The 23,367-nt window shown below is 63.2% G+C and carries 20 protein-coding genes and 2 riboswitches; of the genes, 18 read left to right on the forward strand and 2 right to left on the reverse strand.

The annotated features are described in order from the left end of the window. Nucleotides 1-45 precede the first annotated feature (45 nt). Nucleotides 46-2,247 carry a catalase/peroxidase HPI gene (katG, locus tag FSY45_RS00665; RefSeq protein WP_004340688.1) on the forward strand — a complete coding sequence of 734 codons (2,202 nt, stop codon included), beginning with the start codon at nt 46-48 and terminating at the stop codon, nt 2,245-2,247. Nucleotides 2,248-2,353: 106 nt separating this feature from the next. Here katG and FSY45_RS00670 read toward each other — a convergent pair whose 3' ends face one another. Further along, on the reverse strand, nt 2,354-2,602 hold the full coding sequence (locus FSY45_RS00670; protein ID WP_012838249.1) for a hypothetical protein: 249 nt from the start codon (nt 2,600-2,602) through the stop codon (nt 2,354-2,356). Nucleotides 2,603-2,758: 156 nt separating this feature from the next. Between FSY45_RS00670 and FSY45_RS00675 the strand changes: the two genes are divergently transcribed. The 5 genes from FSY45_RS00675 (at nt 2,759) to FSY45_RS00695 (ending at nt 8,629) form a co-directional block, all read left to right on the forward strand. Then, a complete protein-coding gene (locus FSY45_RS00675; RefSeq protein WP_039048689.1) occupies nt 2,759-3,229 on the forward strand; it encodes a CopD family protein in 471 nt (156 codons plus the stop codon). Between the two features lie 219 nt (nt 3,230-3,448). After that, nucleotides 3,449-4,024 carry a MarR family winged helix-turn-helix transcriptional regulator gene (locus FSY45_RS00680; RefSeq protein WP_171832506.1) on the forward strand — a complete coding sequence of 192 codons (576 nt, stop codon included), beginning with the start codon at nt 3,449-3,451 and terminating at the stop codon, nt 4,022-4,024. A gap of 60 nt (nt 4,025-4,084) precedes the next feature. Then, on the forward strand, nt 4,085-5,569 hold the full coding sequence (locus FSY45_RS00685; RefSeq protein WP_046462104.1) for an efflux transporter outer membrane subunit: 1,485 nt from the start codon (nt 4,085-4,087) through the stop codon (nt 5,567-5,569). Nucleotides 5,570-5,719: 150 nt separating this feature from the next. Then, nucleotides 5,720-7,000: an HlyD family efflux transporter periplasmic adaptor subunit gene (locus tag FSY45_RS00690; RefSeq protein ID WP_004340680.1), complete on the forward strand. Its 1,281-nt coding sequence runs from the start codon at nt 5,720-5,722 to the stop codon at nt 6,998-7,000. A gap of 15 nt (nt 7,001-7,015) precedes the next feature. Next, nucleotides 7,016-8,629: a DHA2 family efflux MFS transporter permease subunit gene (locus FSY45_RS00695; protein ID WP_004340679.1), complete on the forward strand. Its 1,614-nt coding sequence runs from the start codon at nt 7,016-7,018 to the stop codon at nt 8,627-8,629. Between the two features lie 68 nt (nt 8,630-8,697). Here FSY45_RS00695 and FSY45_RS00700 read toward each other — a convergent pair whose 3' ends face one another. Then, nucleotides 8,698-9,027 (reverse strand): hypothetical protein, encoded by a 330-nt coding sequence (locus FSY45_RS00700; protein WP_004340677.1) that lies wholly within the window; start codon nt 9,025-9,027, stop codon nt 8,698-8,700. Nucleotides 9,028-9,177: 150 nt separating this feature from the next. On the opposite strand from FSY45_RS00700, the gene FSY45_RS00705 reads away from it, so the two are divergent. From FSY45_RS00705 to FSY45_RS00760, 12 genes are all read left to right on the forward strand, one after another. Then, complete coding sequence (locus FSY45_RS00705) at nt 9,178-10,260, forward strand: MBL fold metallo-hydrolase (protein ID WP_122975093.1); 1,083 nt, start codon at nt 9,178-9,180, stop codon at nt 10,258-10,260. Nucleotides 10,261-10,273: 13 nt separating this feature from the next. Beyond that, complete coding sequence (locus tag FSY45_RS00710; RefSeq protein WP_046462103.1) at nt 10,274-10,864, forward strand: energy transducer TonB; 591 nt, start codon at nt 10,274-10,276, stop codon at nt 10,862-10,864. Nucleotides 10,865-10,952: 88 nt separating this feature from the next. Beyond that, nucleotides 10,953-11,063, forward strand: a riboswitch (glycine riboswitch). A 19-nt stretch (nt 11,064-11,082) separates the two neighbouring features. Further along, a riboswitch (glycine riboswitch) is annotated at nt 11,083-11,208 on the forward strand. Nucleotides 11,209-11,272: 64 nt separating this feature from the next. Continuing rightward, entirely contained in the window at nt 11,273-12,409 is a 1,137-nt protein-coding gene (gcvT, locus tag FSY45_RS00715) for a glycine cleavage system aminomethyltransferase GcvT (protein ID WP_187427513.1), read from the forward strand. A gap of 122 nt (nt 12,410-12,531) precedes the next feature. Then, nucleotides 12,532-12,906, forward strand: coding sequence for a glycine cleavage system protein GcvH (gene gcvH / locus FSY45_RS00720; RefSeq protein ID WP_046462101.1), 375 nt, complete (start codon nt 12,532-12,534; stop codon nt 12,904-12,906). A 47-nt stretch (nt 12,907-12,953) separates the two neighbouring features. Beyond that, entirely contained in the window at nt 12,954-13,505 is a 552-nt protein-coding gene (locus FSY45_RS00725; protein WP_046462100.1) for a MolR family transcriptional regulator, read from the forward strand. 90 nt (nt 13,506-13,595) lie between these two features. Further along, entirely contained in the window at nt 13,596-16,499 is a 2,904-nt protein-coding gene (gcvP, locus tag FSY45_RS00730; protein WP_046462099.1) for an aminomethyl-transferring glycine dehydrogenase, read from the forward strand. A 49-nt stretch (nt 16,500-16,548) separates the two neighbouring features. Next, nucleotides 16,549-16,755 (forward strand): hypothetical protein, encoded by a 207-nt coding sequence (locus FSY45_RS00735; RefSeq protein WP_131667131.1) that lies wholly within the window; start codon nt 16,549-16,551, stop codon nt 16,753-16,755. Further along, a complete protein-coding gene (locus FSY45_RS00740; protein ID WP_034362511.1) occupies nt 16,742-18,922 on the forward strand; it encodes a PAS domain-containing sensor histidine kinase in 2,181 nt (726 codons plus the stop codon). Before FSY45_RS00735 ends, FSY45_RS00740 begins: the two co-directional genes overlap by 14 nt. A gap of 20 nt (nt 18,923-18,942) precedes the next feature. After that, nucleotides 18,943-19,605, forward strand: a complete 663-nt coding sequence (locus tag FSY45_RS00745; RefSeq protein WP_034362509.1) for an RluA family pseudouridine synthase — start codon at nt 18,943-18,945, stop codon at nt 19,603-19,605. Between the two features lie 351 nt (nt 19,606-19,956). Further along, nucleotides 19,957-21,078 (forward strand): branched-chain amino acid ABC transporter substrate-binding protein, encoded by a 1,122-nt coding sequence (locus FSY45_RS00750; RefSeq protein ID WP_004340660.1) that lies wholly within the window; start codon nt 19,957-19,959, stop codon nt 21,076-21,078. A gap of 96 nt (nt 21,079-21,174) precedes the next feature. Then, nucleotides 21,175-22,098 carry a high-affinity branched-chain amino acid ABC transporter permease LivH gene (gene livH / locus FSY45_RS00755; protein WP_004340658.1) on the forward strand — a complete coding sequence of 308 codons (924 nt, stop codon included), beginning with the start codon at nt 21,175-21,177 and terminating at the stop codon, nt 22,096-22,098. Next, on the forward strand, nt 22,098-23,336 hold the full coding sequence (locus FSY45_RS00760; protein WP_004340655.1) for a high-affinity branched-chain amino acid ABC transporter permease LivM: 1,239 nt from the start codon (nt 22,098-22,100) through the stop codon (nt 23,334-23,336). The genes livH and FSY45_RS00760 overlap by 1 nt, the downstream gene beginning before the upstream one ends. Nucleotides 23,337-23,367 lie beyond the last annotated feature (31 nt).

Raw genomic sequence — 23,367 nt, forward strand, 5'->3', positions numbered from 1 at the left:
TTCCTGGACCTACCGACCTGTCGGATCGTTGAAACGGAGAGCCCCATGACTACTGAATCCAAGTGCCCCTTCCACCAAGGACAGAACAGCGAAACCGCCGCCGCAGGCAACGCCACCAGCAACAAGGACTGGTGGCCCAATCAGCTGCGCGTGGATTTGCTGAGCCAGCACTCCGCCAAAAGCAACCCCTTGGGCGAAGACTTCAACTACGCCCAGGCTTTCCAGAAGCTGGACTATGAAGCCGTCAAACGCGACCTGCGTGCCCTGATGACCGACTCGCAGGACTGGTGGCCTGCAGACTTCGGCCACTACGGCCCTCAGTTCATCCGCATGGCCTGGCACGCCGCCGGCACCTATCGCATTCAGGACGGTCGCGGCGGCGCAGGTCGCGCCCAGCAGCGCTTTGCGCCGCTCAACAGCTGGCCTGACAACGTCAACATCGACAAGTCGCGCCGCCTGCTGTGGCCGATCAAGCAAAAGTACGGCAACCAGATTTCCTGGGGCGACCTGATGATGCTGTGCGGCAACGTCGCACTGGAAACCATGGGCTTTCGCACCTTCGGCTTCGGTGGCGGTCGCGTGGACACCTGGGAACCCGATCAGGACGTGTACTGGGGTGCAGAGAAGGAATGGCTGGCCCCCACCCAGAACCCGCACAGCCGCTACAGTGGCGAGCGCGACCTCGAGAACCCGCTGGCCGCCGTGCAGATGGGTCTGATCTATGTCAACCCCGAAGGCCCGGACGGCAATGGCGACCCCCTCTCGGCCGCGCATGACATCCGCGACACCTTTGCCCGCATGGCCATGGATGACGAGGAAACCGTGGCGCTGATCGCCGGCGGCCACACCTTCGGCAAGACCCATGGTGCGGGCCCCGCCAGCCATGTGGGTGCCGAACCCGAAGCCGCCGGCCTGGAAGCCCAGGGCCTGGGCTGGGCCAGCAGCTACAAGTCCGGCAAGGCCGGCGATGCCATCACCTCGGGCCTGGAAGTGACCTGGACCCAGACTCCTGCACAGTGGAGCAACTTCTTCTTCGAGAACCTGTTCAAGTATGAATGGGTGCAGGAAAAAAGCCCTGCGGGTGCCATTCAGTGGGTTGCCAAGGACGCTGGCGATGTCATCCCCGACGCGCATGGCGGCCCCAACAAAAAGCCCACCATGCTGACCACCGACCTGTCGCTGCGCATGGACCCGGCCTACGAGAAGATCTCGCGCCGCTTCCTCGAAAACCCGCAGGCTTTTGCTGAAGCCTTTGCCCGCGCCTGGTTCAAGCTGACCCACCGCGACATGGGCCCGCGTGCACGCTATCTGGGCCCAGAAGTCCCCCGGGAAGAGCTGATCTGGCAAGACCCCATCCCCGCCGCCAAGCATGAACTGGTCAACGACGCCGATGTGGCCGCCCTCAAGGCCAGGCTGCTGGCATCGGGCCTGTCGGTGCAGGAGCTGGTGGCCACGGCCTGGGCCTCGGCCTCCACCTTCCGCGGTTCGGACAAGCGCGGCGGTGCCAACGGTGCCCGCATCCGACTGGCTCCGCAAAAGGACTGGGCTGCCAACAACCCTGCGCAACTGGCCAAGGTACTGGGCAAGCTCGAGGAAATCCAGCGCGAATTCAACAAGGCTGCCGACGGCGACAAGCGCATCTCGCTGGCCGATCTGATCGTGCTGGCCGGCAGCGCGGGCGTTGAAAAAGCAGCGGCAGACGCTGGCGTGAAGATCAACGTGCCCTTCACTCCCGGCCGCGGCGACGCCAGCGACGAGCAGACCGATGCCGAATCCTTTGCGCCGCTGGAGCCCAAGGCCGACGGCTTCCGCAACCATCTGCAAGGACGTTTCCCGGCACCTGCCGAAGCCCTGCTGATCGACAAGGCCCAGCTGCTGACGCTCACGGCCCCCGAGATGACCGTTCTGATCGGCGGCCTGCGCGCCATCAACATCAACACCGCCGGCAACCACGGCGTGCTGACCCAGACTCCGGGCAAGCTGACGAACGACTTCTTCGTCAACCTGCTGGACATGGGCACACAGTGGCAGCCTCTGGAGGATGGCAACTACGAAGGCGTGGACCGCAAGAGCGGCGCCAAGAAGTGGACCGGCACCCGTGTGGACCTGGTCTTCGGCTCCAACGCCGTTCTGCGTGCCGTGGCCGAGGTCTATGCCGAAAAGGGCAACGAGCAGAAGTTCTACCGGGACTTCGTCGCTGCCTGGGTCAAGGTCATGGAACTGGACCGCTTCGACCTGAAGAAGTAACAGGGCGCGCCGGGGTGAAAGCCCCGGCTCCAGGAAAATCCAAAAAGAAAAAGCTGCCAGCGCCTGTCAATCAAGCGCTGGCAGCTGTTTTTTCAGGATCAACACATCACATCTCCAGCTCGACCGCTTCCTGCGACAGATCCCAGCCCAGCACAAAGACTTCGTAATGATTTTGCCCACTGTCATCGCTCCAGACCTCCGGGCCGAACTCGCTCATATTGCCGTTCAGACTCTGTCCTTCACGCAGCGCGCTGGAATCGGTCTGCTCGGCCAGCACAAAGCGGCCGTTGCCGGTGCGCAAGGCGACCCGTCCGGAAGACTGCTTGAAGGCGACGACGGTGGCTTGTTCTGACATAAGGACTCCTGTGCCATTGCTGGCTGTTGTGGATTACAGCCAAGTCTAATCAGACCTGGGCAAAGCGAAAGTCCTGCTATTTCGGCCTGTGTGTTCCACCCGTAGGACGATCTCCGTTAGGCTTGCGATGTCTCCCCCAATCAAGCCCCACAAACCATGCTTTTCATTCTGTTCAAACTTCTGCACCTTCTGGCCATCATCATCTGGGTGGGCGGCATGTTCTTCGCACATTTCTTTCTGCGTCCTGCCGTCCAGGGCCTGCAACCACCCGAGCGCGTGACGCTGATGCATGGCGTGCTGCAGCGCTTTTTTGCCTGGGTCCTCGTGCTGGTGGTCGTCGTGCTGGCCACCGGCATCGGCATGATTGGCAGCATTCACGCCATGGCCGCCCAGGCCGGCGGCCAGTTCAATATGCCGGTCAACTGGATCGTGATGAGCATTCTGGGCCTGGTGATGATGGCCGTGTTCGGTCATATCCGCTTTGCGCTGTTCAAGCGCCTGGATGCGGCCGTGCAGCTCAAGGACTGGCCCGCAGGCGGCAAGGCGCTGGAGAGCATCCGCAAATGGGTCTCCTTCAATCTGGCCCTGGGTCTGGTGATCGTGGTCGTGCTGCGCGTGCCGCTCTGAGCCTGAAGCAGCCTTCAGCAAGCCCGGTCTTCATGGCCGGGCTTTTTTATGAGTCCGGCAAGGCTCTAGCGCATACCAACAATGCTCAAACTGCTTTTGTTTTCATAGCAACAAAAACAGAGACTGCGCAGGCAGGTCCGGCCCCATTCAAAACCTTGCTGACATTTTTTTGCAGCTGCACAATAATTGCCGACTCAATCATTGACCAAGCAAATATTGGTGGCGCCATTGCAAAACCAGACCGACCCCATCATCGACCCGCAGGACGAATCCAGCTTCTTCTACCAGGCAGGGGTCTACGCGCCGGACAAAAGCATTGGCTTTCTCATGCGGCGCGTGCTCAGCTCCATCCTGCAGCTGGCCGACGCCCAGCTGGCCGAGCAAGGACTGACCTATGTGCAATGGCTGCCGCTGTACAAGCTGCTGATCTGCGCCGACACCAATAGCAGCACGCTGGCCAAAGACCTGGGCATGGACCCGGCTTCGGTGACGCGCGCGCTGGACCGCATCGAGGCCAAGGGGCTGCTGCGCCGCGAGCGCTCCACCACCGACCGACGCGTGGTGCACCTGGTGCTCACCGAGGAGGGACGTAGCGTCGCCACCCAGGTGCCCAAGGTTCTGACCAAGGTGCTCAACGGCCATTTGCGCGGCTTCAGCCACAGCGAATGCACGCTGATGCTGTCCATGCTGCAGCGCATGCTGGTCAACGGCGATGCGCTTCGAGAGGCCCTGACCCAGGAGCCAGGCAAGCCCCCCATCCAAACGAGCGAGGCAGGCCGCGCCCCCGGGGACTAGGCTGACCTGCTGCCTACTTTTTTACCGCCCTATTTCAATAAAAACCACTGGCACTTTTCCATGACCTCTAGACCTTCACGCAAACCCGCCGCAGAGCAAGCCCCTGGTCGCCCGCTGCTGGCAACCGCAGCACTGGCCGCCGTGCTCGCGCTGGCAGGCTGTGCCTCGCAAGGGCCGGCGCACCAGCCGCTGGCACGACTGGGCTCGGCCGATGTCGGCCTGAACGACTCCGCCAGCCTCAACACTGCAGATGCCACGGCACTCGCCTCCTCCCAATGGTGGACAGGTCTGGGCGATGCCCAGCTCGATCAGCTCATCGGTCAGGCCCTGGCCGGCAGCCCCAGCCTGGCCGCCAGCAACGCCCGCTTTGAAAAAGCCGCAGCCCTGGCCACGGCCAGCAGCACGGCCAGCGATGTGCGCGGAACGCTGAGTGCCGACGCCACACGCCAGCGCTACACGGCCAACGGCATGATTCCCGCCCCCATCGCGGGCAATATCTACAACAGCGGCAATCTGCAGGCCGGCCTGTCCTGGTCGCCCGACTTCTTCGGCAAGCATGGCGCGGACCTGCAGGCCGCGCTGGGCCAGGCGCGCGCCGCCAGGGCCGACAGCGCTGCTGCCGCCAACCAGCTGACCGCACAGGTGGCGCGCAGCTATATCGCCCTGGCCCGGCTGATTGCCCAGAAGGAAGTGGCAGAGCGCACGCTGGGCCAGCGCCAGTCCTTGCTGAGCCTGAGCGAGCAGCGCACCCGAGCGGGCCTGGACAGCCAGGTGGAACTGACCCAGGCCCAGGCCGGCATGCCCGATGCCCAGACCCAGATCGAGATGCTCGGCGAGCAGATCACGCTGGCGCGCCGCACGATTGCCGTGCTCTGCGCCCAGGCGCCCGATGCGCAAAATGCGCTCTCGCCCAGACTGTCGGTGCTGCGCATCCAGCCCGTGCCGCAGGCTCTGGGCGCGGATCTGCTGGGCCGTCGCCCCGATGTGGTGGCCGCGCGCTGGCGCGTGGAAGCGGCCACGCAAGGCATTGAATCGGCCAGGGCCGACTTCTACCCTGATGCGAATCTGACCGCCTTTGTGGGCCTCAACGCGCTGGGCCTAGACAATCTGCTGCAGGGCAGCTCGCGCCAGATGGGCATCACGCCTGCGCTGCGCCTGCCTATCTTCGACGGCAAGCGCCTGCGCGCCCAGCTGCGCGGCAAACAGGCCGATCTCGACACCGCCATCGCCCAGTACAACGGCGCCGTGCTCGATGCCGTCAAGCAGGCGGGCGACGCGATTGCCTCCGTGCAATCGCTGCAGCGCCAGCAGCAGTTGCAAACCGAGTCGCTGTCCAAGGCCGAGCGGGCCTATGACTTTGCCGTGCAGCGCTATCAGGCCGGCCTGGGCAGTCAGATCACCGTGCTCAACACCGAAACCCAGCTCATCAACCAGCGTCGCCTGGCCGTGGACCTGCAGGCACGCGAGCTCGATACCCGCGTGGCCCTGGCCGCAGCCCTGGGCGGTGGCTGGAGCGACGACACCCCGGCTGTTGCACTGCAATAGACATCGAACTCAACAAAATCAATAGCTGCTACCGCTTTACTGCCATTGCATTCAAGGCAAAAACACTCTCAATTCTTTTATTGATAAGCGCTAGCAGCTCCTCTTTTCAATAGCGCAAAACCGCTTCACAGATAACAAAGCGCCAACATCATGACCGACACCAAGCCTACTCAGAACGCTCCCCAAGCTCCTGCGGCAGCTACGCCCAGCGCCAACCCTGCGGGCCGCCGCAAGGGCCTGACCATCGTGGCGGCCGCTGTCGCCGTGGCCGCCATCGCCTGGGGCGGCTGGCACTGGATGGTGGCCCGCAACTACCAGACCACGGACAACGCCTATGTGGCCGGCAACGTGGTGCAGATCACGCCCCAGGTCGGCGGCACCGTGATCAGCATCGGTGCCGACGATACCGACTATGTCCGGGCCGGCCAGTTACTGGTGCAGCTGGACCCTGCCGACTATCTGGTGCAACTGGCCCAGGCCGAGTCGCAGCTGGCCCAGACTGCGCGCCAGACCCGCACCCTGTATGCCAACAACGCCCCGCTGGCCGCCCAGGTGGCCCAGCGCGAAGCCGATCTGCTGCGCCTCAAGGCCGATGCCGCCAAGGCCAACGACGATGTGGCGCGCCGCCGCCCGCTCACGGCCACCGGTGCCGTGGGCAAGGAAGAGTTTGACCATGCCAAGGCCCTGGCCACGGCCGCCGGCAACGCCGTGGCGGCCGCAGAAGCCGCCGTGCGTGCTGCCAAGGCCCAGCTGACGGCCGCCGAAGCCCAGACCAAGGGCACGACGGCCGAGGACTTCCCCGCCGTCATGGCGGCCGCAGCCAAGGTGCGCGAGGCCTATCTGGCCCTGCAGCGCACGCGGCTGATCGCGCCCGTGGACGGTTTTGTGGCCAAGCGCGGCGTGCAACTGGGCCAGCGCGTGGCCGCCGGCTCGCCGCTGCTGACCGTGGTCGACCTGCACAAGCTCTGGGTGGATGCCAACTTCAAGGAAAGCCAGCTGGCCGATCTGCGCATGGGCCAGAAGGTGGAGCTGACCGCCGACGTCTACGGCGACAAGACCACGTACGAAGGCAAGGTCGTGGGCCTGGGTGCGGGCACGGGTGCGGCGTTTGCACTGCTGCCCGCGCAGAACGCCACCGGCAACTGGATCAAGGTGGTGCAGCGCGTTCCCGTGCGCATCAGCCTGGAGCCCGAAGCGCTCAAGCAGCACCCGCTGCGTGTGGGCCTGTCCATGGACGCGAAGGTCGATATCCGCGACAAGGACGGCCAGGCCCTTGCCAGCACGCCGCGCAGCGAGCCCGTGGCCCAGACCACGGTCTATGACGGCAGCCTGGCCCAGGCCGAGCAGCGCATCCAGCACATCATCGCGGGCGACAAGCTGCCGGCACTGACCCAGCTGGCCGATCTGCCCGCAGCCCAGCCTGCGCAATAAGACGCGGAATCAGCCATGACTTCCTCGACTTCTGCCAATCCCGGAGCGGGTGCCTCGCCACCGGCTCCGGCGGCCCGCCCCATGCCGCCAGCCATCGCCCCGCTCAAGGGCGCGCAGCTCGCCCTGGGCACGCTGGCGCTCTCGCTGGCCACCTTCATGAACGTGCTGGACTCCTCCATCGCCAACGTGGCCATTCCAGCCATCTCGGGCGATGTGGGCGTCAGCCCCAGCCAGGGCACCTGGGTCATCACCAGCTTCGGCGTGGCCAATGCCATCTCCGTGCCGCTGACGGGCTGGCTCACCCAGCGCTTCGGTGCCGTGCGCCTGTTCACCATGAGCGTGCTGCTGTTCGTGCTGACCTCCTGGCTCTGCGGCTTTGCCTCCTCGCTGGAGATGCTGGTGCTGTTCCGCGTGCTGCAAGGCGCCGTGGCCGGCCCCATGATTCCGCTGTCGCAGACCCTGCTGCTGTCCAGCTATCCGCCCGCCAAGGCCGGTGTGGCGCTATCGCTATGGGGCGTGACCACGCTGGTCGCACCCGTGGTGGGGCCGCTGCTGGGCGGCTGGATCACGGACAATATTTCCTGGCCCTGGATCTTCTACATCAATGTGCCCGTGGGCCTGCTCTCGGCCCTCATGACCTGGAGCATCTACCGCAACCGCGAAACGCCCACGCGCAAGCTGCCTATCGACACCGTGGGCCTGTCCCTGCTTGTGCTCTGGGTGGCGGCGCTGCAGCTGATGCTGGACAAGGGCAAGGAGCTGGACTGGTTTGCCTCCAATGAAATCATCGCCTTTGCGGTGATCGCCGTCGTGGCCTTTGCCGTGTTCGTGGTCTGGGAGCTGACCGACGCCCATCCCGTCGTCGATCTGCGCCTGTTCAAGAGGCGCAACTTCGCGGCCGGCTCGATCGCGCTGTCCATCGCCTACGGCCTGTTCTTCGGCAATGTGGTGCTGCTGCCGCTGTGGCTGCAGCAATGGATGGGCTACACCTCCACCTCGGCCGGCCTGGCCCTGGCGCCGGTGGGCCTGCTGGCCATCCTGCTCACGCCCATGGTGGGCCGCAAGGTCGGTGTCTGGGATCCGCGCAAGATGGCCACGATTGCCTTCATCGTGTTTGCCATGGTGCTGTGGATGCGCTCGAAGTTCACCGTGGAGACCGACTTCGCCCATATCCTGATTCCCACGCTGATCCAGGGCGGCGCCATGGCCTTCTTCTTCATTCCGCTGACCACCATCACGCTGAGCGGACTGACCCCGGACCGCATTCCGGCCGCCGCAGGCCTGTCCAACTTCGTGCGGATCACGGCCGGCGCCATGGGCACCTCGATTGCCACCACGCTCTGGGAAAGCCGGGCTTCCATGCACCATGCCCATCTGACCGAGTTGCTGGTGCAAGGCCAGGGCACGTTTGCCAGCACGGTCAGAAATCTGCAGGCAGCGGGCATGAGTGCCGAGCAGGCCTATGCCCAGATCAACCGGCTGATCGATCAGCAGGCCTTCACGCGGGCCGCCGACGACATCTTTCTGGCATCGTCCTTTCTGTTCCTGAGCCTGATCGTGCTGATCTGGTTCACCAAGCGCCCGGCTTCTGCCGCAGGAGCCTCCGACGCGGCCGCTGGCGCACACTGACGAACTTCAGACAGAATTGGCTGGAAGCGATTGACCCACAATCGCTGCCAGCTATTTTTTGATAGTTTCTAGGCGCCGGCAGCCTGCTTGTCCAGGCGCCGCAAAAAAACCTGCAGCTCCTTGACGACCTGGGCATCGCCCTTGGCCTGGGCGCAGCTCAGCCCTTGCTGCCAGGCGGCTCGCGCCGCCTGCGCATCGCCCAGCGCCAGCTCCACCTTGCCCAGTTGCTTCCAGGCGACGGAGTATTCGGCATCCAGTGCCGTGGCCTTGCGCAGATGCTCGCGCGCCACGGCCATCTGCTCGTCGTCGGCATAGGCCTTGCCCAGGGTATAGCGCAGCAGCGCACCATCCTTGCCGGCCGCCAGCATGCTCTCCAAATTGTGAACCATGGGATTCATGTGCATTTGCTCCTCAGGCAGCGAGTGTCGCATCCGCCCCGAGAAAGCAGCTGAATGGCCGTGCCTGTGTTACGGCCTCTTGCAAGCCGGCTCTTGCAGCGCTGCAAACCGTCCCAAACTGCGGCCAATGTCTCAATAAGGCGCCTGATCTTGTTTCGCAAACCAAGTCTCTCCACCTCCATCACCGACTACGAGGACTCGCCCCAGTATTCGGGCGGGCGTTTTCGCAACACGCATCCGCGTCCGGTCAACAGCCCCAAGCCAGATGCCGGGACGCTATGGAAGTTCCTCTTCAACAAGCCGGCCGATTCCCAGCCGGGCAAGGCGCTGCCCGTTTTGCCGCTGAGCACGACCGAACTGAACCTCGCGCCCGAACGCAGCCTGTATCGCCTGGGCCATTCGACCTTGCTGATGAAGCTGCGCGGCGCCTGGTGGTTGACGGACCCCGTGTTTTCCGAGCGCGCCTCGCCGCTATCGTTTGCCGGCCCCAAGCGCTTTCATGCCCCGCCGATTGCCCTGGACGAGTTGCCTGCCTTGCGCGGCGTGCTGCTCTCGCATGACCACTACGACCATCTGGACCGCGCCACCATTCGCGTGCTCGCGCCCAAGGTGGGAGTTTTTCTCTGCCCCTTGGGAGTGGGAGACAGACTGGTGGCCTGGGGCGTGCCGGCCGACAAGATCGTGCAGCACGACTGGTGGCAGGGCAGCGAGGTCGACGGCCTGCGCTTCACGGCCACGCCGGCCCAGCATTTCTCGGGACGCAGCCTGCGCGACGGCAACCGCACGCTCTGGGCGTCCTGGACCATAGAAGATCGCCAGGCCGACAGGCCGCTGCGCGTCTTCTTCAGCGGCGATGGCGGCTACTTCGACGGTTTTGCCGAAATCGGCAGGCGCTTCGGCCCCTTCGATGTCACGTTGATGGAGACCGGCGCCTACGACGCCCACTGGCCCTATGTCCATATGCATCCGGCGCAGACCGTGCAGGCACACCGGGATCTCGGCGGCCAATGGCTGCTGCCCATACACAACGGCACTTTCAACCTCGCCATGCATGCCTGGTGGGACCCCTTCGAGCAGATCCTGAGTCTGGGCAGGCAGCACGGCATAGAGATCGCCACGCCCATGATGGGTGAGCGCCTGGACCTGGATGCCCCCCATGCCGGATCGCCCTGGTGGCGCGCCTGCGCCGAGGCCGACAGCAAGGGACTGGATCTGCGCCCCGCGCAACCCTGAAGGTGCAACCCGCATGGCCGACAATGTCCTCATGGACATTTCGCGCACCTCACACCTTGCCGCCGCCTGCGCCGCGTCTCTGACCGCCTTGCTGCTCGGAGCCTGCTCCCACCTCTCCGATGGCAGCCAGCCCAAGCAACCACCGAATGCCGGCATCTCGATCACAGTTTCCGGGCAGCCGGAGCCGACGCCGGCTCCGCCATTGGACACGCAGCACAGGCGGCCACAGAGCATGGAATGGCCTGCCTGGATCAAGGCAGACTGCACACCCCCCGCCCAGCTCGATCGGCAACCGCAGCCACGCCGCCACACCACGCCTTTCATCAGCGCCCACTGGTTTCCGAACGGGCTGGAGACCACGGTGGTCTTCCGCCTGGAAGTCACGGCCCAGGGCGAACTCGGCCGTGTGGCCTACCAGCCCGCCGATACCGATCCCCGCATCGTGAAGTCCATCATGCGCTCGCTCGAACGCTGGAAGTTCAAGCCCGGCATGCGCCAGGGCCAGCCCGTGACGTCCTGCTTCGAACAACCCTACCAACTGGTGTTTCCGCGCCAGGAGATCGATGTTCCTCGTACGCCCGCCATGAACACAGAACCGCAGTGAGACCGCAAGCTCAATTCCAGCGATCTGTGCTCGAAAACCCCAGAATCCATCCGATTCGGTGGTGCAAGCCCCTTGCCCACCGCTAGAATCGCCAAGGTCAGGAGAGAGTGCCTGCAGCTTGAAGCTGCCTCGCACCGCCGAAGGCGCAGACCCCCAACCCGGTGTCAAAACGCTCAGGCAAAAGGACTGACAAGCGCTGCAAGGTGTGCAAACCTGCAGCGTCCCTTGCTGGAGAGAGATGCAGGCCGTCATTTCGTATGTGCGCCGGCATCCACCGAAGGAGCAAACTGCCCGATGCAATGCGTGCAGTGAATCTCTCAGGTAAAGCGGACAGCAGGGCAAGCCCGCCACGCATGGCCCAGTCATGCATGGCCACTCATTTTGGTTTGACCACCGGAGCGCTTGCCTGTGACTGCTGCTGACACCTCTTCCGATCTGCGTTCCACACCGCTGTTTGCACTGCACCAGAAACTGGGTGCCCGCATGGTGCCGTTTGCCGGCTACGCCATGCCCGTGCAATACCCTCAAGGCCTGATGGCCGAGCATCTGCACACGCGCAAGGCTGCCGGCCTGTTCGATGTCTCGCACATGGGCCAGTTGCTGTTGCGCGGCCCCGATGCCGCCGCCGCGCTCGAATCGCTGATGCCCGTCGATGTCATGGACCTGGGCCTGCACAAGCAGCGCTACGGCCTGCTGCTCGATGAACAAGGCGGAATTCTCGACGACCTGATGTTCGTCAACCGCGGCGAAGATCTGTTCCTCATCGTCAACGGTGCCTGCAAAGAGGCCGATATCGCTCATATCCAGAGCCGCATCGCCAGCCGCTGCGAGGTCGTCCCACTGCCCGAGCGCGCCCTGCAGGCCCTGCAAGGCCCGCAAGCCGTCACTGCCCTCTCGCGTCTGATTCCCGGTGTGACGCAACTGCTCTTCATGACCGGCAATTACTTCGACTGGCAAGGCCATGCGCTCTACATCACGCGCAGCGGCTATACGGGCGAGGACGGCTTTGAAATCTCCCTGCCCGGCGAAGCTGCCGAAGCCTTTGCCGAAGCTCTGCTGGCACAGCCCGAGGTGGCCCCCATCGGTCTGGGCGCGCGCAACTCGCTGCGCCTTGAAGCCGGACTTTGCCTGTACGGCAACGACATAGACACCAGCACCACGCCGGTCGAAGCCGCGCTGAACTGGGCCATGCAGAAGGTTCGCCGCACCGGCGGCGAGCGCGAGGGCGGTTTTCCCGGTGCGGCCATCGTGCTGGAGCAATTGCAGAACCCTCAGTCGCTGCGCCGCAAGCGCGTGGGCCTGATCGCGCTGGAACGCATTCCCGTACGCGAGCCTGCCGTGCTGGAAAACATGGACGGACAGCATATCGGCCACATCACCAGCGGCCTGCTCAGCCCCACGCTCAACCAGCCTGTGGCGCTGGCCTATGTCGAGCCCGACTACGCCGCCATCGATACGGAAATCTTCGCCATGGTGCGCGGCAAGCCCGTGCCCATGAAGGTAGTCGCCACGCCCTTCGTTCCCACCCGCTACTACCGCGGCTAGGTCTGCCGCCGCGCATGAGACGGGCCAGTTTGCCAAACAGCGGCCAGAACACCGCTAAAGTGCGAGCTGGACCTTTCTCAAACAACACCCGATTCCCCTGAATCCCCCATCTGGAGCTTTCCATGAGCATCAAGTATTCCAAAGAACACGAATGGATCAACGCCGCTGACAGCAATGCCGCCATCGTCGGCATCACCGTACACGCACAGGATGCACTGGGCGATGTGGTGTTTGTGGACCTGCCTGCCGTGGGCTCCACCTTCAAGGCCGGCGATGTGGCTGGCGTGGTCGAGTCCGTCAAGGCCGCTGCCGATGTCTACATGCCCGTGACCGGCGAGATCGTCGAAGTCAACGAAGCCCTGCGCGACGACCCGTCGCTCGCCAACAGCGACCCCCTGGCCGCTGGCTGGTTCTTCAAGGTCAAGATGAGCAATGTGGGCGAGCTCGAAGGCCTGATGGAAGAGACTGCCTACAACGACTTCGCCAAGGACAACTAAGCGTATCAACGGCCCTCGCATTGCGAAGGCCGTTTTTGCATGCAGCCATGAGCACCATTCTGTATTTCGACGATCCGGACGTCGGTCTCGCCCGCGAGACCAGCCACCCGACCTTTGCGCGCATCGCAGCCCAGGACTTCTATTACGACTGCGGTGACGACTTCAGCCCCTTCGGCAGCGATGATGGCAGCGACACACTGGCCGCTCTTCAAGAGTGGTACCAGGAGCAGACGGGCGGCAAGTCTGCCAAGACCCTGCGCTTTCTGCACCAACAACTGAGCGGCTGGGATCTGCCCGTGCCCAAGGACATGCTGGCTCATGACGATGCGGCCAAGGCCCAGTGGCTGGCCAGCGACGACATGAACCAGATCTATCTGCGCTCGGTCTGTCGCGCCCACGTGGCCACCGCCTTTGGTCAGCTCAAGATCACAGGCAGCATCGATGCCGATCTGCAACAGCAAGCCCTGCTTGCCCTGGCCTGCCAGCAATGGCTGAACACCGTGGCACGCAGCAAATATCCCGATTGGGAATATGCCGACCAGGAAAGCGAACGCCTGGCTCTGATGAACACCGCGCTGGAACAAGCCAGCGCTGCTTGAAGCACCGGCCGCATGCCTTCAGGCATACGGCATTCACGCATGCCTGGCATGCAAACCGTCAGTCACAGTATTTGAGAATAGGTCCCTCCCATGCTGATGTCGCCTCCCGCCCCCGTCGCTTCCCTGCAAGCGCTGGAAAACAGCCACGAATTCATCCCCCGTCATATAGGCCCGGACGCCGATGAGCAGCAAAAAATGCTGGCCGCCATCGGCAAGCCCTCGCTGGATGCCTTGATTCGCGATGTGATGCCCGACTCCATCGCACGCGCCAGGCCCATGGATCTTCCGGCGCCGATTACCGAAGCCGCTGCGCTGGCCGAACTCAAGGCCATCGCCAGCAAGAATCAGGTTCTGAAGAGCTTTATCGGCCAGGGCTACTACGGCACGCACACGCCGGGCGTCATCCTGCGCAACATCCTCGAGAATCCAGCCTGGTATACGGCCTATACCCCCTACCAGGCAGAAATCTCACAAGGCCGCATGGAGGCGCTGGTCAACTTCCAGACCATGGTGACCGACCTGACCGGCATGCCGATTGCCAATGCATCCATGCTGGACGAGGCCACGGCAGCCGCCGAGGCCATGACACTGGCCAGGCGCTCCGTCAAATCCAGAAGCCATCGCATCGTGCTGGCCGGCGATCTGCACCCGCAAACAATTGAAGTCATCGAGACCCGTGCCCGGCCGATCGGCATCGAAGTGGTGATCGCCAACAGCCAGCAAGAGTGGGAGGCCGCGCTGGCAGGCGATCTGTTTGCTGCCGTCATCCAGTACCCCGCATCCAGCGGCTGGATCGTGGACTGGAAGGCCGATGTGCAAGCCATTCACGCCAAGCAGGCCGCCGCCATCGTGGCCACCGACCTGCTGGCTCTGACCCTGCTGACACCGCCCGGCGAATGGGATGCCGATATTGTCGTGGGCAACAGCCAGCGCTTCGGCATGCCCATGGGCGCAGGCGGTCCACACGCGGCCTTCATGGCCTGCCGCGACGAATACAAACGCAGCCTGCCCGGCCGTCTGGTGGGTGTCAGCGTCGATGCGCATGGCAAGCCCGCCTACCGCCTCGCGCTGCAGACGCGCGAACAACATATCCGCCGCGAGAAAGCGACATCCAATATCTGTACGGCCCAGGTCCTGCCGGCAGTGATTGCCAGCATGTATGCCGTCTACCACGGCCCCCAGGGGTTGAGGCGCATTGCCCAGCGTGTGGCACGCTTCACAGCGATTCTGAGCCGTGGCCTGGCCCAGTTGGGCTTCAGCGCCCATCACCACGACACAGCCTTCGACACCGTGAGCCTGCACACCCGGGAGGCCACCGACGCCCTGGCGGCTCGCGCCGTCTCCCGAGGCGTCAACCTGCGCAAAGCCTGGGATGAATATCTCTGCATCAGCCTGGACGAAACCACGACCCGGGCCGATGTCGAGCTGCTCTGGAGCATCTTTGCCCAGGAGGGCCAGGCCCTGCCCACCATCGAGGCCATGGACGAAGGCCCGACCTCGCTGATCCCCGAATCCCTGCAGCGCAGCACGGCCTATCTGACCCACCCGGTCTTCAACACCCACCACTCCGAAACCGCCATGCTGCGCTATATACGCAGCCTCAGCGACAAGGACCTGGCGCTGGACCGCAGCATGATCCCGCTGGGCAGTTGCACCATGAAGCTCAATGCCACCAGCGAGATGATTCCCATCACCTGGCCAGAGTTCGCCGACATCCACCCGTTTGCGCCCGCCAACCAGCTGCAAGGCTATGCCGAGCTGGACCGACAACTGCGCGACTGGCTGTGCCAGGCCACGGGCTACGCGGGCATCAGCCTGCAGCCCAATGCAGGCAGCCAGGGCGAATACGCAGGTCTGCTGGCCATCAAGGCCTTCCATGAATCACGCGGCGAGGCACACCGCAATATCTGCCTGATTCCCAGCAGCGCCCACGGCACCAACCCGGCCAGTGCGCAAATGGTGGGCCTGCAGGTCGTGGTCACCAAGTGTGATAACAACGGCAACGTGGACATAGCGGATCTGAAGCTGGCCTGCGAGAAGCACAGCGCCAATCTGGCCTGCATCATGATCACCTACCCCAGCACGCACGGCGTGTTCGAGACCCAGGTCAAGGAACTGTGCCAGCTGGTGCATAGCCATGGCGGCCGCGTTTATGTGGACGGCGCCAATATGAACGCCCTGGTAGGTCTTGCCGCACCCGGCGAGTTCGGCGGCGATGTCAGCCATCTGAACTTGCACAAGACCTTCTGCATTCCTCACGGCGGCGGCGGCCCCGGCGTCGGCCCCGTGTGCGTGGTCGAGGATCTGGTGCCCTTTCTGCCGGGGCATGCCACCGCAGGCGACGTCCGCCAGGTGGGAGCTGTCAGCGCAGCGCCTTTGGGCAATGCAGCCGTGCTGCCTATCAGCTGGATGTATATCCGCATGATGGGCGAGCCGGGCCTGAAGCTGGCGACCGAGACCGCCATCCTCAACGCCAACTACATCAGCGCGCGGCTCATGCAGCACTTCCCCACGCTGTATGCGGGCGAGTATGGTCACGTAGCCCATGAGTGCATCGTGGATCTGCGCCACTTCAAGGACAGCTGCGGCGTGATGGCCGAGGACGTGGCCAAGCGCCTGATCGACTACGGCTTCCACGCACCGACGCTGTCCTTTCCCGTGCCCAACACGCTGATGGTGGAGCCGACCGAGAGTGAAAGCCTGTCTGAGCTGGACCGCTTCATCGAAGCCATGATCGCCATCCGTGCCGAGATTGCCGAAGTGGAGGCCGGCAGACTGCCCAGGGATGACAACCCGCTCAAGAACGCGCCCCATACGGCAGAGGCCTTGCTGGCCGCAGACTGGCAACATGGCTACAGCCGCGAAACCGCCGCCTATCCCGTGCCTGCCCTGCGCCGCGCCAAGTATTGGAGCCCCGTGGGCCGCGTGGACAACGTCTATGGCGACCGCAATCTGTTTTGCAGCTGCGTGCCCATGGACGCTTACGAAGACTGATAGCCAGGGTCTCCCCCAAGCCAGTGCGCTCTGCCGCACTGGCTTTTTTATGCTCAATCAATGTCGAACACCAGCCCGCCCGCTGCTGTTCGCCCGCAGTGAATGCATTCACGACATCAATGCAATCGGCGTTGCTGCCGCCAAACCGAGCATCGAGTTGCCTGAATACAGGTTGACTGCCCGCCTTTTTCAAGGGCAGGTGCAGGGACCGGCTTACACTGCCAAGGTCTTCTGCCTGTCTCATGAGCTCCTCTGAACCCACTCCCCCTCCCTTGCTGCCTGTCATTGATGGCGGCCTGCCTCTGCATGCCCTGCTGGCCCCCGGTGCTGCGCCGCTGGGCCTGAGCGCCAACACCCAGCCATTGGTGCCGGAGGATGAAGACCCGCTGCAGGCCCTGGTGGCGGAGTTGCGCAACTACCAGCACGAGCTGGAGCTGCAAAACGAGGTACTCAATTACAGCCAGGCCGTGGCCGAGAGCGCATCGGAGCGGTTTGAAACGCTGTTTGCAAGCATTCCGCTGCCGCTGCTGGTGGTTGATGAATACGATATGGTGGTCCAGGCCAATGCCATGGCTCACCGCGCATTTCAGCCCACCGAAAAAGACCGGCTGCTGATCAACTTCAAGCCCTTTGTGCATGTCAACGACGCAGAGCGCGTGACTACGGCCTTCGAGCAGGCCAAGGCGATGGGACGCGCCGAGGTGCACGAGGTTCTGTTCCAGATCACCGAAGAATTCGAGCTCTGCGGCGACCTGCATGTGGCCGGCGTGGTCGTGCCCCAGCAAAACGGTCCGGCCACCTGGCAGTATTTGTGTGCCGTTGTCAACCAGGGCCCGCTGCTTGCCGAGCGCAAGGCGCTGCAAGAGCGCAACCAGCAGCTTTATGCCAGCGAGAGACGGCTGGAATCGGTCATCAACTCTGCGCTGGACGCCATCATCTGCGTCGATCAGCATCAGCGCATCACTGTCTTCAACCCCACAGCGGCAGCCCTGTTTCTGTGCTCGCCTCAGGATGCCCTGGGCAGCCCGCTGGAGCGCTTTTTACCCGATGCCGCTCGGGCACTGGCTTTTTCCTCGCTGACCACACAGGCCGTGCTGGGCGAGATGACGGGGCTGACCCTGTCGGGGCGCGAGATTCCCATGGAAATCAGCGTCTCCTTCGAACACCACAGCAGCGGCGACACCACCACCATCTTTGCGCGCGACCTGACCAGCCGCAATCGCGCCGAAGCCCAGCGCAATGCGCTGGAAACCCAGCTGCGCGAATCCCACAAGATGCAGGCCGTAGGCACCATGGCCGGCGGGATTGCCCACGACTTCAACAACATCGTGGGCGCAATCCTGGGTAATGTGGAGCTGGCCAAGGCCGATAGCTGCGGCAACCCGGCTGCCATGGAAAGCCTGCGCGAGATCGAAAAAGCCGGTCGCCGCGCCCGCGATCTGGTGCGCCAGATTCTGACCTTCAGCCGCAATGACCTGCCCGAACGCCGTCCGGTTCAGGTGCAGGAAGTCATGTCCGACACGGCTCGCCTGCTGCGCGTGACCCTGCCTCCCTCCATAGAGCTGCAGGTGCAGGAGTCCAACGATCTGCCGCCGCTGCTGGCCGACCCCACTCAGGTGGAACAGGCGCTGTTCAATCTCTGCAACAACGCCATGCAGGCCATTGGCAGTCAGCGCGGCATCATCCAGATGCGGGCCATGCGCATTGCTCCCGACAGCTACCAATGCGAACGCCTGGGTCTGGCCGTGGCCGAATACCTGGTCTTTATGGTGCAGGACTCTGGTCCAGGCATGGACGTCGCGACTCAGCGACGCATCTTCGAGCCTTTTTTCACCACCAAACCGGTCGGCCAGGGCACAGGCCTGGGCCTCTCGGTCGTACATGGCGTGATGCGCACCCATGGCGGCGCTGTCGATGTGCACAGCGAACTGGGCCAGGGCAGTTGCTTCACGCTGTACTTTCCTCTCAGCGACCCGACTTCCAGCCACTCTGCGCTGCCGCCCATGCGCATGGACAAGCCCGAAGCCCCGCTGCCCGAGCCTGTCCTGGCCACGCGCGCCAGCCATGTCATGTATGTGGACGACGATCAGGCCCTGGTCTTTCTGTTTCAGCGCCTGCTGCGCCGTCGCGGCTATGAAGTCTCGGGCTTTACCGATCCCCATGAGGCCATGGCCGCCCTGCATCAGGAGCCGCAGCGTTTTGACCTCATAGTCACCGACTACAACATGCCCGGTTTCAGCGGACTGGACTTGCTCAGACAGGCTCTGCAGATCAACCCTCAACTGCCGGTTGCACTGGCCTCCGGCTATGTGACGGCCGAAATCGAGCAAGCTGCGATCGCAGCCGGAGCCAGAGCCTTGATCCACAAGCCCAACGATGTGCAGGAGTTCTGCGCCACGGTGCATGAACTGCTCAACCCCTGAAACAATCGATAGCTGTTTGAATGAGTGCGTTGAACTGTGTGTATGAAGACGAGCACCTGCTGGTGCTCGACAAGCCCTCGGGCCTGCTGTGCGTGCCCGGTCGCGGCCCCGACAAGCAAGACTGCCTGAGCCTGCGTGCCCTCCGGCATTTCGGCGATGCACTGGTCGTGCACCGGCTCGATCAGGCCACATCGGGCCTGGTCGTCATGGCTCGCAATCCGGCCGTCCAACGCCAGCTCAGCCAGGCCTTTGCCGAACGCAAGGTCGACAAGCGCTATATCGCCGTAGTGGCCGGCGAGTTGCAGGCGCACAGCGAAGCAGCGGATGACAGGGGCTGGCAACTGATAGACCTGCCGATTGCGGCCGACTGGGAGCGTCGGCCGCTGCGTGTCATCAACCACGAAACCGGCAAAAGCAGCCAGACGCTGTGGCAGGTGATTGAGCACACCGACCAACCAGGAATACCCCGCACCCGGGTTTTGCTGAGCCCGCTGACGGGCCGCACCCATCAATTGCGCCTGCATATGGCGGCCATAGGCCACCCCATGCTGGGCGATGCGCTATATGCTAGCGAAGCCGTGGCCTGCGCCAGCCCACGCCTGTTGCTGCATGCGGCAGCACTGGAGCTGGTGCATCCGGTCACCGGCGGACTGCTGCAGCTAAAAAGCGATCCACTTTTTTAATCCCCCTCAAATCGGCAGCAACCGTCAAGCTCTCAAAGTTGCCACGCCGCAACAGAAAACCCTTCGGTACAGCTCTGAGGCAGGACAGAAATCTGCGCAAAAAGACCGCTGATGCAGACACTTGCCGCACAGTTCAGGCATGGACTGCGCATATACATCACAAATGCAGGCTGCGCCATAGCCCTTGCGTACTAGCTGCTATGCACGACATAGCAAAAACCGAAAGCCTGCACCAGCCCCTGCATACCCTGTTGCCTTCGTTGACCACTCGATTAATCTGAGCTTCTTTGCGCGAACTGCTATGGCAGCAATCGCGCTTTTCGAACATCTCTCGAGATTAAGGAAGTCCTCATGAGCATTCCGTTCCGCATGCAAACCGTTGTTGCCGCCCTGGGCCTGGCTGGTGCCGCCCTGGTCTCCACCGCGCATGCCCAAATCAAGATCGCCCTGGTCATCCCCACCACCGGTGCGCTGACCCAATACGGCGACATGGTCAAGGAAGGTGCCACCACCGCCGTTGAAATGGCCAATGCCGCTGGCGGTGTCAATGGCAAGAAGATCGAGTTGGTACCCGTGGACGATGCCTGCGAACCCAAGCAAGGCCCCGTCGCTGCCAACCGCGTGGTCAACAGCAAGATCGGCTACGTAGTCGGCCCCGTCTGCTCGGGTGCCTCGATTGCCGCAGCGCCCATCTACAACAACGAAGGCGTGGTGGTCGTCACTCCTTCTGCCACCTCGCCCGCTCTGACCGACGGCAAGAACTACCACTTCATCTTCCGCACCATTGGCCGTGACGACCAGCAGGGCCCGGCAGCCGCCAAGTTCATTGCCGAGAAGCTCAAGCCCAAAAAGGTTGCCGTGCTGCATGACAAGCAGTCCTACGGCCAGGGCATTGCCTCTTCCGTGCGTGACGACCTGAAGAAGGCCAAGATCGACGTGGCACTGTTTGAGGGCATCAACGCAGGCGACAGCGACTACTCCGCCGTCATCACCAAGCTCAAGGGCGCAGGCGTGGACTTTGTCTATTACGGCGGCTACCACCCCGAAATGGGTCTGCTGCTGCGTCAGGCTGCCGAGCAAGGTCTGAAGGTCAAGATGATGGGTCCTGAAGGCGTGGGCAACCCCGAAGTCAACGCCATTGCCGGCCCTGCCGTCGAAGGCATGCTGGTAACCCTGCCCGCCGACTTTGCCGCCAATCCCAAGAACGCTGCCGTGGTCAAGGCCTTCCAGGACAAGAAGCGCAATGCTTCGGGCGCCTTCCAGCTGACCTCGTTTGCCGCCACCCAGTCTCTGTTGGCCGCCATCAAGGCCGCTGGCGACAGCCCCGCCAAGGTGGCCGACTGGATGCACAAGACCACAGGCGTGGACACCGTGCTGGGCCCTGTGTCCTGGAACAAGCAGGGTGACCTGAACTCCTTCGATTTCCAGGTCTTCCAGTGGCACAAGGACGGCAGCAAATCGCTCGCCAAGTAATTCCACCACTCTCTCCGGAGGCAATGGCAGGGGCCATGCCTCCGGATGTTTGTTATCTGGCCCTCGGGCCTTTTCCTGTTTCAAGGGTGGCGTTACATGTCAGACTTTCTCCCCCAGCTGATACAACAGCTATTCAACGGGCTCTCACTCGGAGCCATTTACGCCCTGATCGCCATTGGCTACACCATGGTCTACGGCATCATCGGCATGATCAATTTCGCACACGGTGACATCTACATGATCGGGGCCTATATAGGCCTCGTGACGCTTTCGGCGATTGGCACGCAAAGCGGTCTGCCCATATGGGCCATCATCGGCCTGATGCTGGTGGTGGCGGTATTCGTAACCGGTGTCTACGGCCTGGTTGTCGAACAGGTGGCCTACAAGCCCGTGCGCCAAAGCCCGCGTCTGGTTGCGCTGATCTCGGCCATCGGCATGTCCATATTCCTCCAGAACTGGGTGGCTCTGGGCCAGGGCGCGCGCGATATGGCCGTGCCTTCGCTGTTGCCGGGCGCCATCAATTTCCACATGGGCAATTTCGAGGTCTTCATCCCCTATACCCGCGTGCTCATCATCGCAGTAACCGTGGTGCTGATGATTGCACTGACCATGTACATCAAGCATTCGCGCATGGGCCGTGCCTCGCGCGCCTGCGCTCAGGATATGCATATGGCCAATCTGCTGGGCATAGATACCAACAAGGTCATCTCCTTCACCTTTGTGCTGGGCGCCGTGCTGGCCGCCGTGGGCGGCGTGCTGATTGCGCTGGCTGTGGGCAAGCTCAATCCCTTCATCGGCTTCCTCGCCGGCATCAAGGCCTTCACGGCCGCCGTGCTGGGCGGCATAGGCTCCATCCCCGGCGCCATGCTGGGCGGTGTGATTCTGGGCGTAGCCGAGACCTTTGCCGCCGCCTACATCTCGTCGGAATACAAGGACATCGTGGCTTTCGGCCTGCTGGTGACCATATTGATGTTCCGCCCCTCGGGCCTGCTGGGCAAACCTGAAGTGGAGAAAGTCTGATGAAGTACAGCTTTTCCGCCGCTTTGCGCGATGCGCTGATCGCCACCGTGATGACGGCCATCGTCGTCACCCCCATCTTCAGCCTGCACCTGGAGCGCGCCGGCGTGCGCACCATCATCACCCCCGACTGGAGCATGACCGGCTGGGCCTGCCTTGCCATCTTCGTCGTGCAGATGCTCAAGCCCCTGCTCGCTGGCAAGCTGCCCAAGGTCAATCTGCCGGCTGTCCCGCAGATGAAGTCGGGCACGCGCAACGTCGTCATCTTTGTGGTGCTGATGATGGCCGCCTCCTGGCCATTCTTCGCGGGCCGCAATGCCGTCGACATCGCGACTCTGGCCATGATTTACGTCATGCTGGGCCTGGGTCTGAACGTTGTGGTCGGCTTTGCCGGCCTGCTGGACCTGGGCTTTGTGGGCTTCTATGCCGTGGGTGCCTACACCTATGCGCTGCTGTTCCACTGGGCTGGCTGGACGTTCTGGGAAGCGCTGCCGCTGGCTGGCGCAGCCTCGGCTCTGTTCGGCTTCGTGCTGGGCTTTCCCGTGCTGCGCCTGCGCGGTGACTATCTGGCCATCGTGACGCTGGGTTTCGGTGAGATCATCCGCCTGCTGCTGACCAATCTGACCAGCTTCACGGGCGGTCCCGACGGCATCTCCAGCATTCCCAAGCCTACGGTGCTGGGCCTGCCCATGACCCGCTCGCCCCTGACCGAGGACGGCACGACATTTCATCAGTTCTTCGGTATGGAGTTCAACTCCATGCACATGGTGATCTTCGTCTACCTGATGGCCCTGCTGCTGGCCATGGTGACGCTGTTCATCAGCAACCGACTGATCCGCATGCCCATAGGCCGCGCCTGGGAAGCGCTGCGCGAGGATGAAATCGCCTGCCGTTCGCTGGGCCTCAACCCCATGAAGATCAAGCTCTCGGCCTTCACGCTGGGCGCCATGTTCGCGGGTTTTGGCGGCGCCTTCTTCGCCGCTCGCCAGGGCATCGTCAATCCCGAGTCCTTCACCTTCATCGAGTCGGCCCTGATTCTGGCCATTGTGGTGCTGGGCGGCATGGGCTCTCAGCTGGGCGTGATCGTGGCCGCCATCATCCTGACCGTGCTGCCCGAGCTGGCACGCGAATTCTCCGAATACCGCATGCTGATCTTCGGTCTGGTCATGATTTTGATGATGGTCTGGCGCCCTCAGGGCCTGCTGCCCATGAAGCGACACCAAGTGGAGGTGAAGTCATGAAGCTGCACCTGAACGCTATTATTTCAATAAC

The sequence above is a fragment of the Comamonas sp. Z1 genome (genome assembly GCF_008121555.1).
Classification (GTDB): Bacteria; Pseudomonadota; Gammaproteobacteria; order Burkholderiales; family Burkholderiaceae_C; genus Comamonas; species Comamonas thiooxydans.

Excerpts from the sequence above, each read along its gene's own strand:
- FSY45_RS00725 (WP_046462100.1), top strand. The coding sequence starts at position 12,954 with ATGAGCACCATTCTGTATTTCGACGATCCGGACGTCGGTCTCGCCCGC.
- katG (WP_004340688.1), top strand. The coding sequence starts at position 46 with ATGACTACTGAATCCAAGTGCCCCTTCCACCAAGGACAGAACAGCGAA.
- livH (WP_004340658.1), top strand. The coding sequence starts at position 21,175 with ATGTCAGACTTTCTCCCCCAGCTGATACAACAGCTATTCAACGGGCTC.
- FSY45_RS00700 (WP_004340677.1), bottom strand. The coding sequence starts at position 9,027 with ATGAATCCCATGGTTCACAATTTGGAGAGCATGCTGGCGGCCGGCAAG.
- FSY45_RS00675 (WP_039048689.1), top strand. The coding sequence starts at position 2,759 with ATGCTTTTCATTCTGTTCAAACTTCTGCACCTTCTGGCCATCATCATC.
- FSY45_RS00745 (WP_034362509.1), top strand. The coding sequence starts at position 18,943 with ATGAGTGCGTTGAACTGTGTGTATGAAGACGAGCACCTGCTGGTGCTC.
- FSY45_RS00695 (WP_004340679.1), top strand. The coding sequence starts at position 7,016 with ATGACTTCCTCGACTTCTGCCAATCCCGGAGCGGGTGCCTCGCCACCG.
- FSY45_RS00710 (WP_046462103.1), top strand. The coding sequence starts at position 10,274 with ATGGCCGACAATGTCCTCATGGACATTTCGCGCACCTCACACCTTGCC.
- FSY45_RS00690 (WP_004340680.1), top strand. The coding sequence starts at position 5,720 with ATGACCGACACCAAGCCTACTCAGAACGCTCCCCAAGCTCCTGCGGCA.
- FSY45_RS00670 (WP_012838249.1), bottom strand. The coding sequence starts at position 2,602 with ATGTCAGAACAAGCCACCGTCGTCGCCTTCAAGCAGTCTTCCGGACGG.
- FSY45_RS00685 (WP_046462104.1), top strand. The coding sequence starts at position 4,085 with ATGACCTCTAGACCTTCACGCAAACCCGCCGCAGAGCAAGCCCCTGGT.
- gcvP (WP_046462099.1), top strand. The coding sequence starts at position 13,596 with ATGCTGATGTCGCCTCCCGCCCCCGTCGCTTCCCTGCAAGCGCTGGAA.
- FSY45_RS00750 (WP_004340660.1), top strand. The coding sequence starts at position 19,957 with ATGAGCATTCCGTTCCGCATGCAAACCGTTGTTGCCGCCCTGGGCCTG.
- FSY45_RS00735 (WP_131667131.1), top strand. The coding sequence starts at position 16,549 with ATGCTCAATCAATGTCGAACACCAGCCCGCCCGCTGCTGTTCGCCCGC.
- FSY45_RS00760 (WP_004340655.1), top strand. The coding sequence starts at position 22,098 with ATGAAGTACAGCTTTTCCGCCGCTTTGCGCGATGCGCTGATCGCCACC.
- gcvH (WP_046462101.1), top strand. The coding sequence starts at position 12,532 with ATGAGCATCAAGTATTCCAAAGAACACGAATGGATCAACGCCGCTGAC.
- FSY45_RS00740 (WP_034362511.1), top strand. The coding sequence starts at position 16,742 with ATGAGCTCCTCTGAACCCACTCCCCCTCCCTTGCTGCCTGTCATTGAT.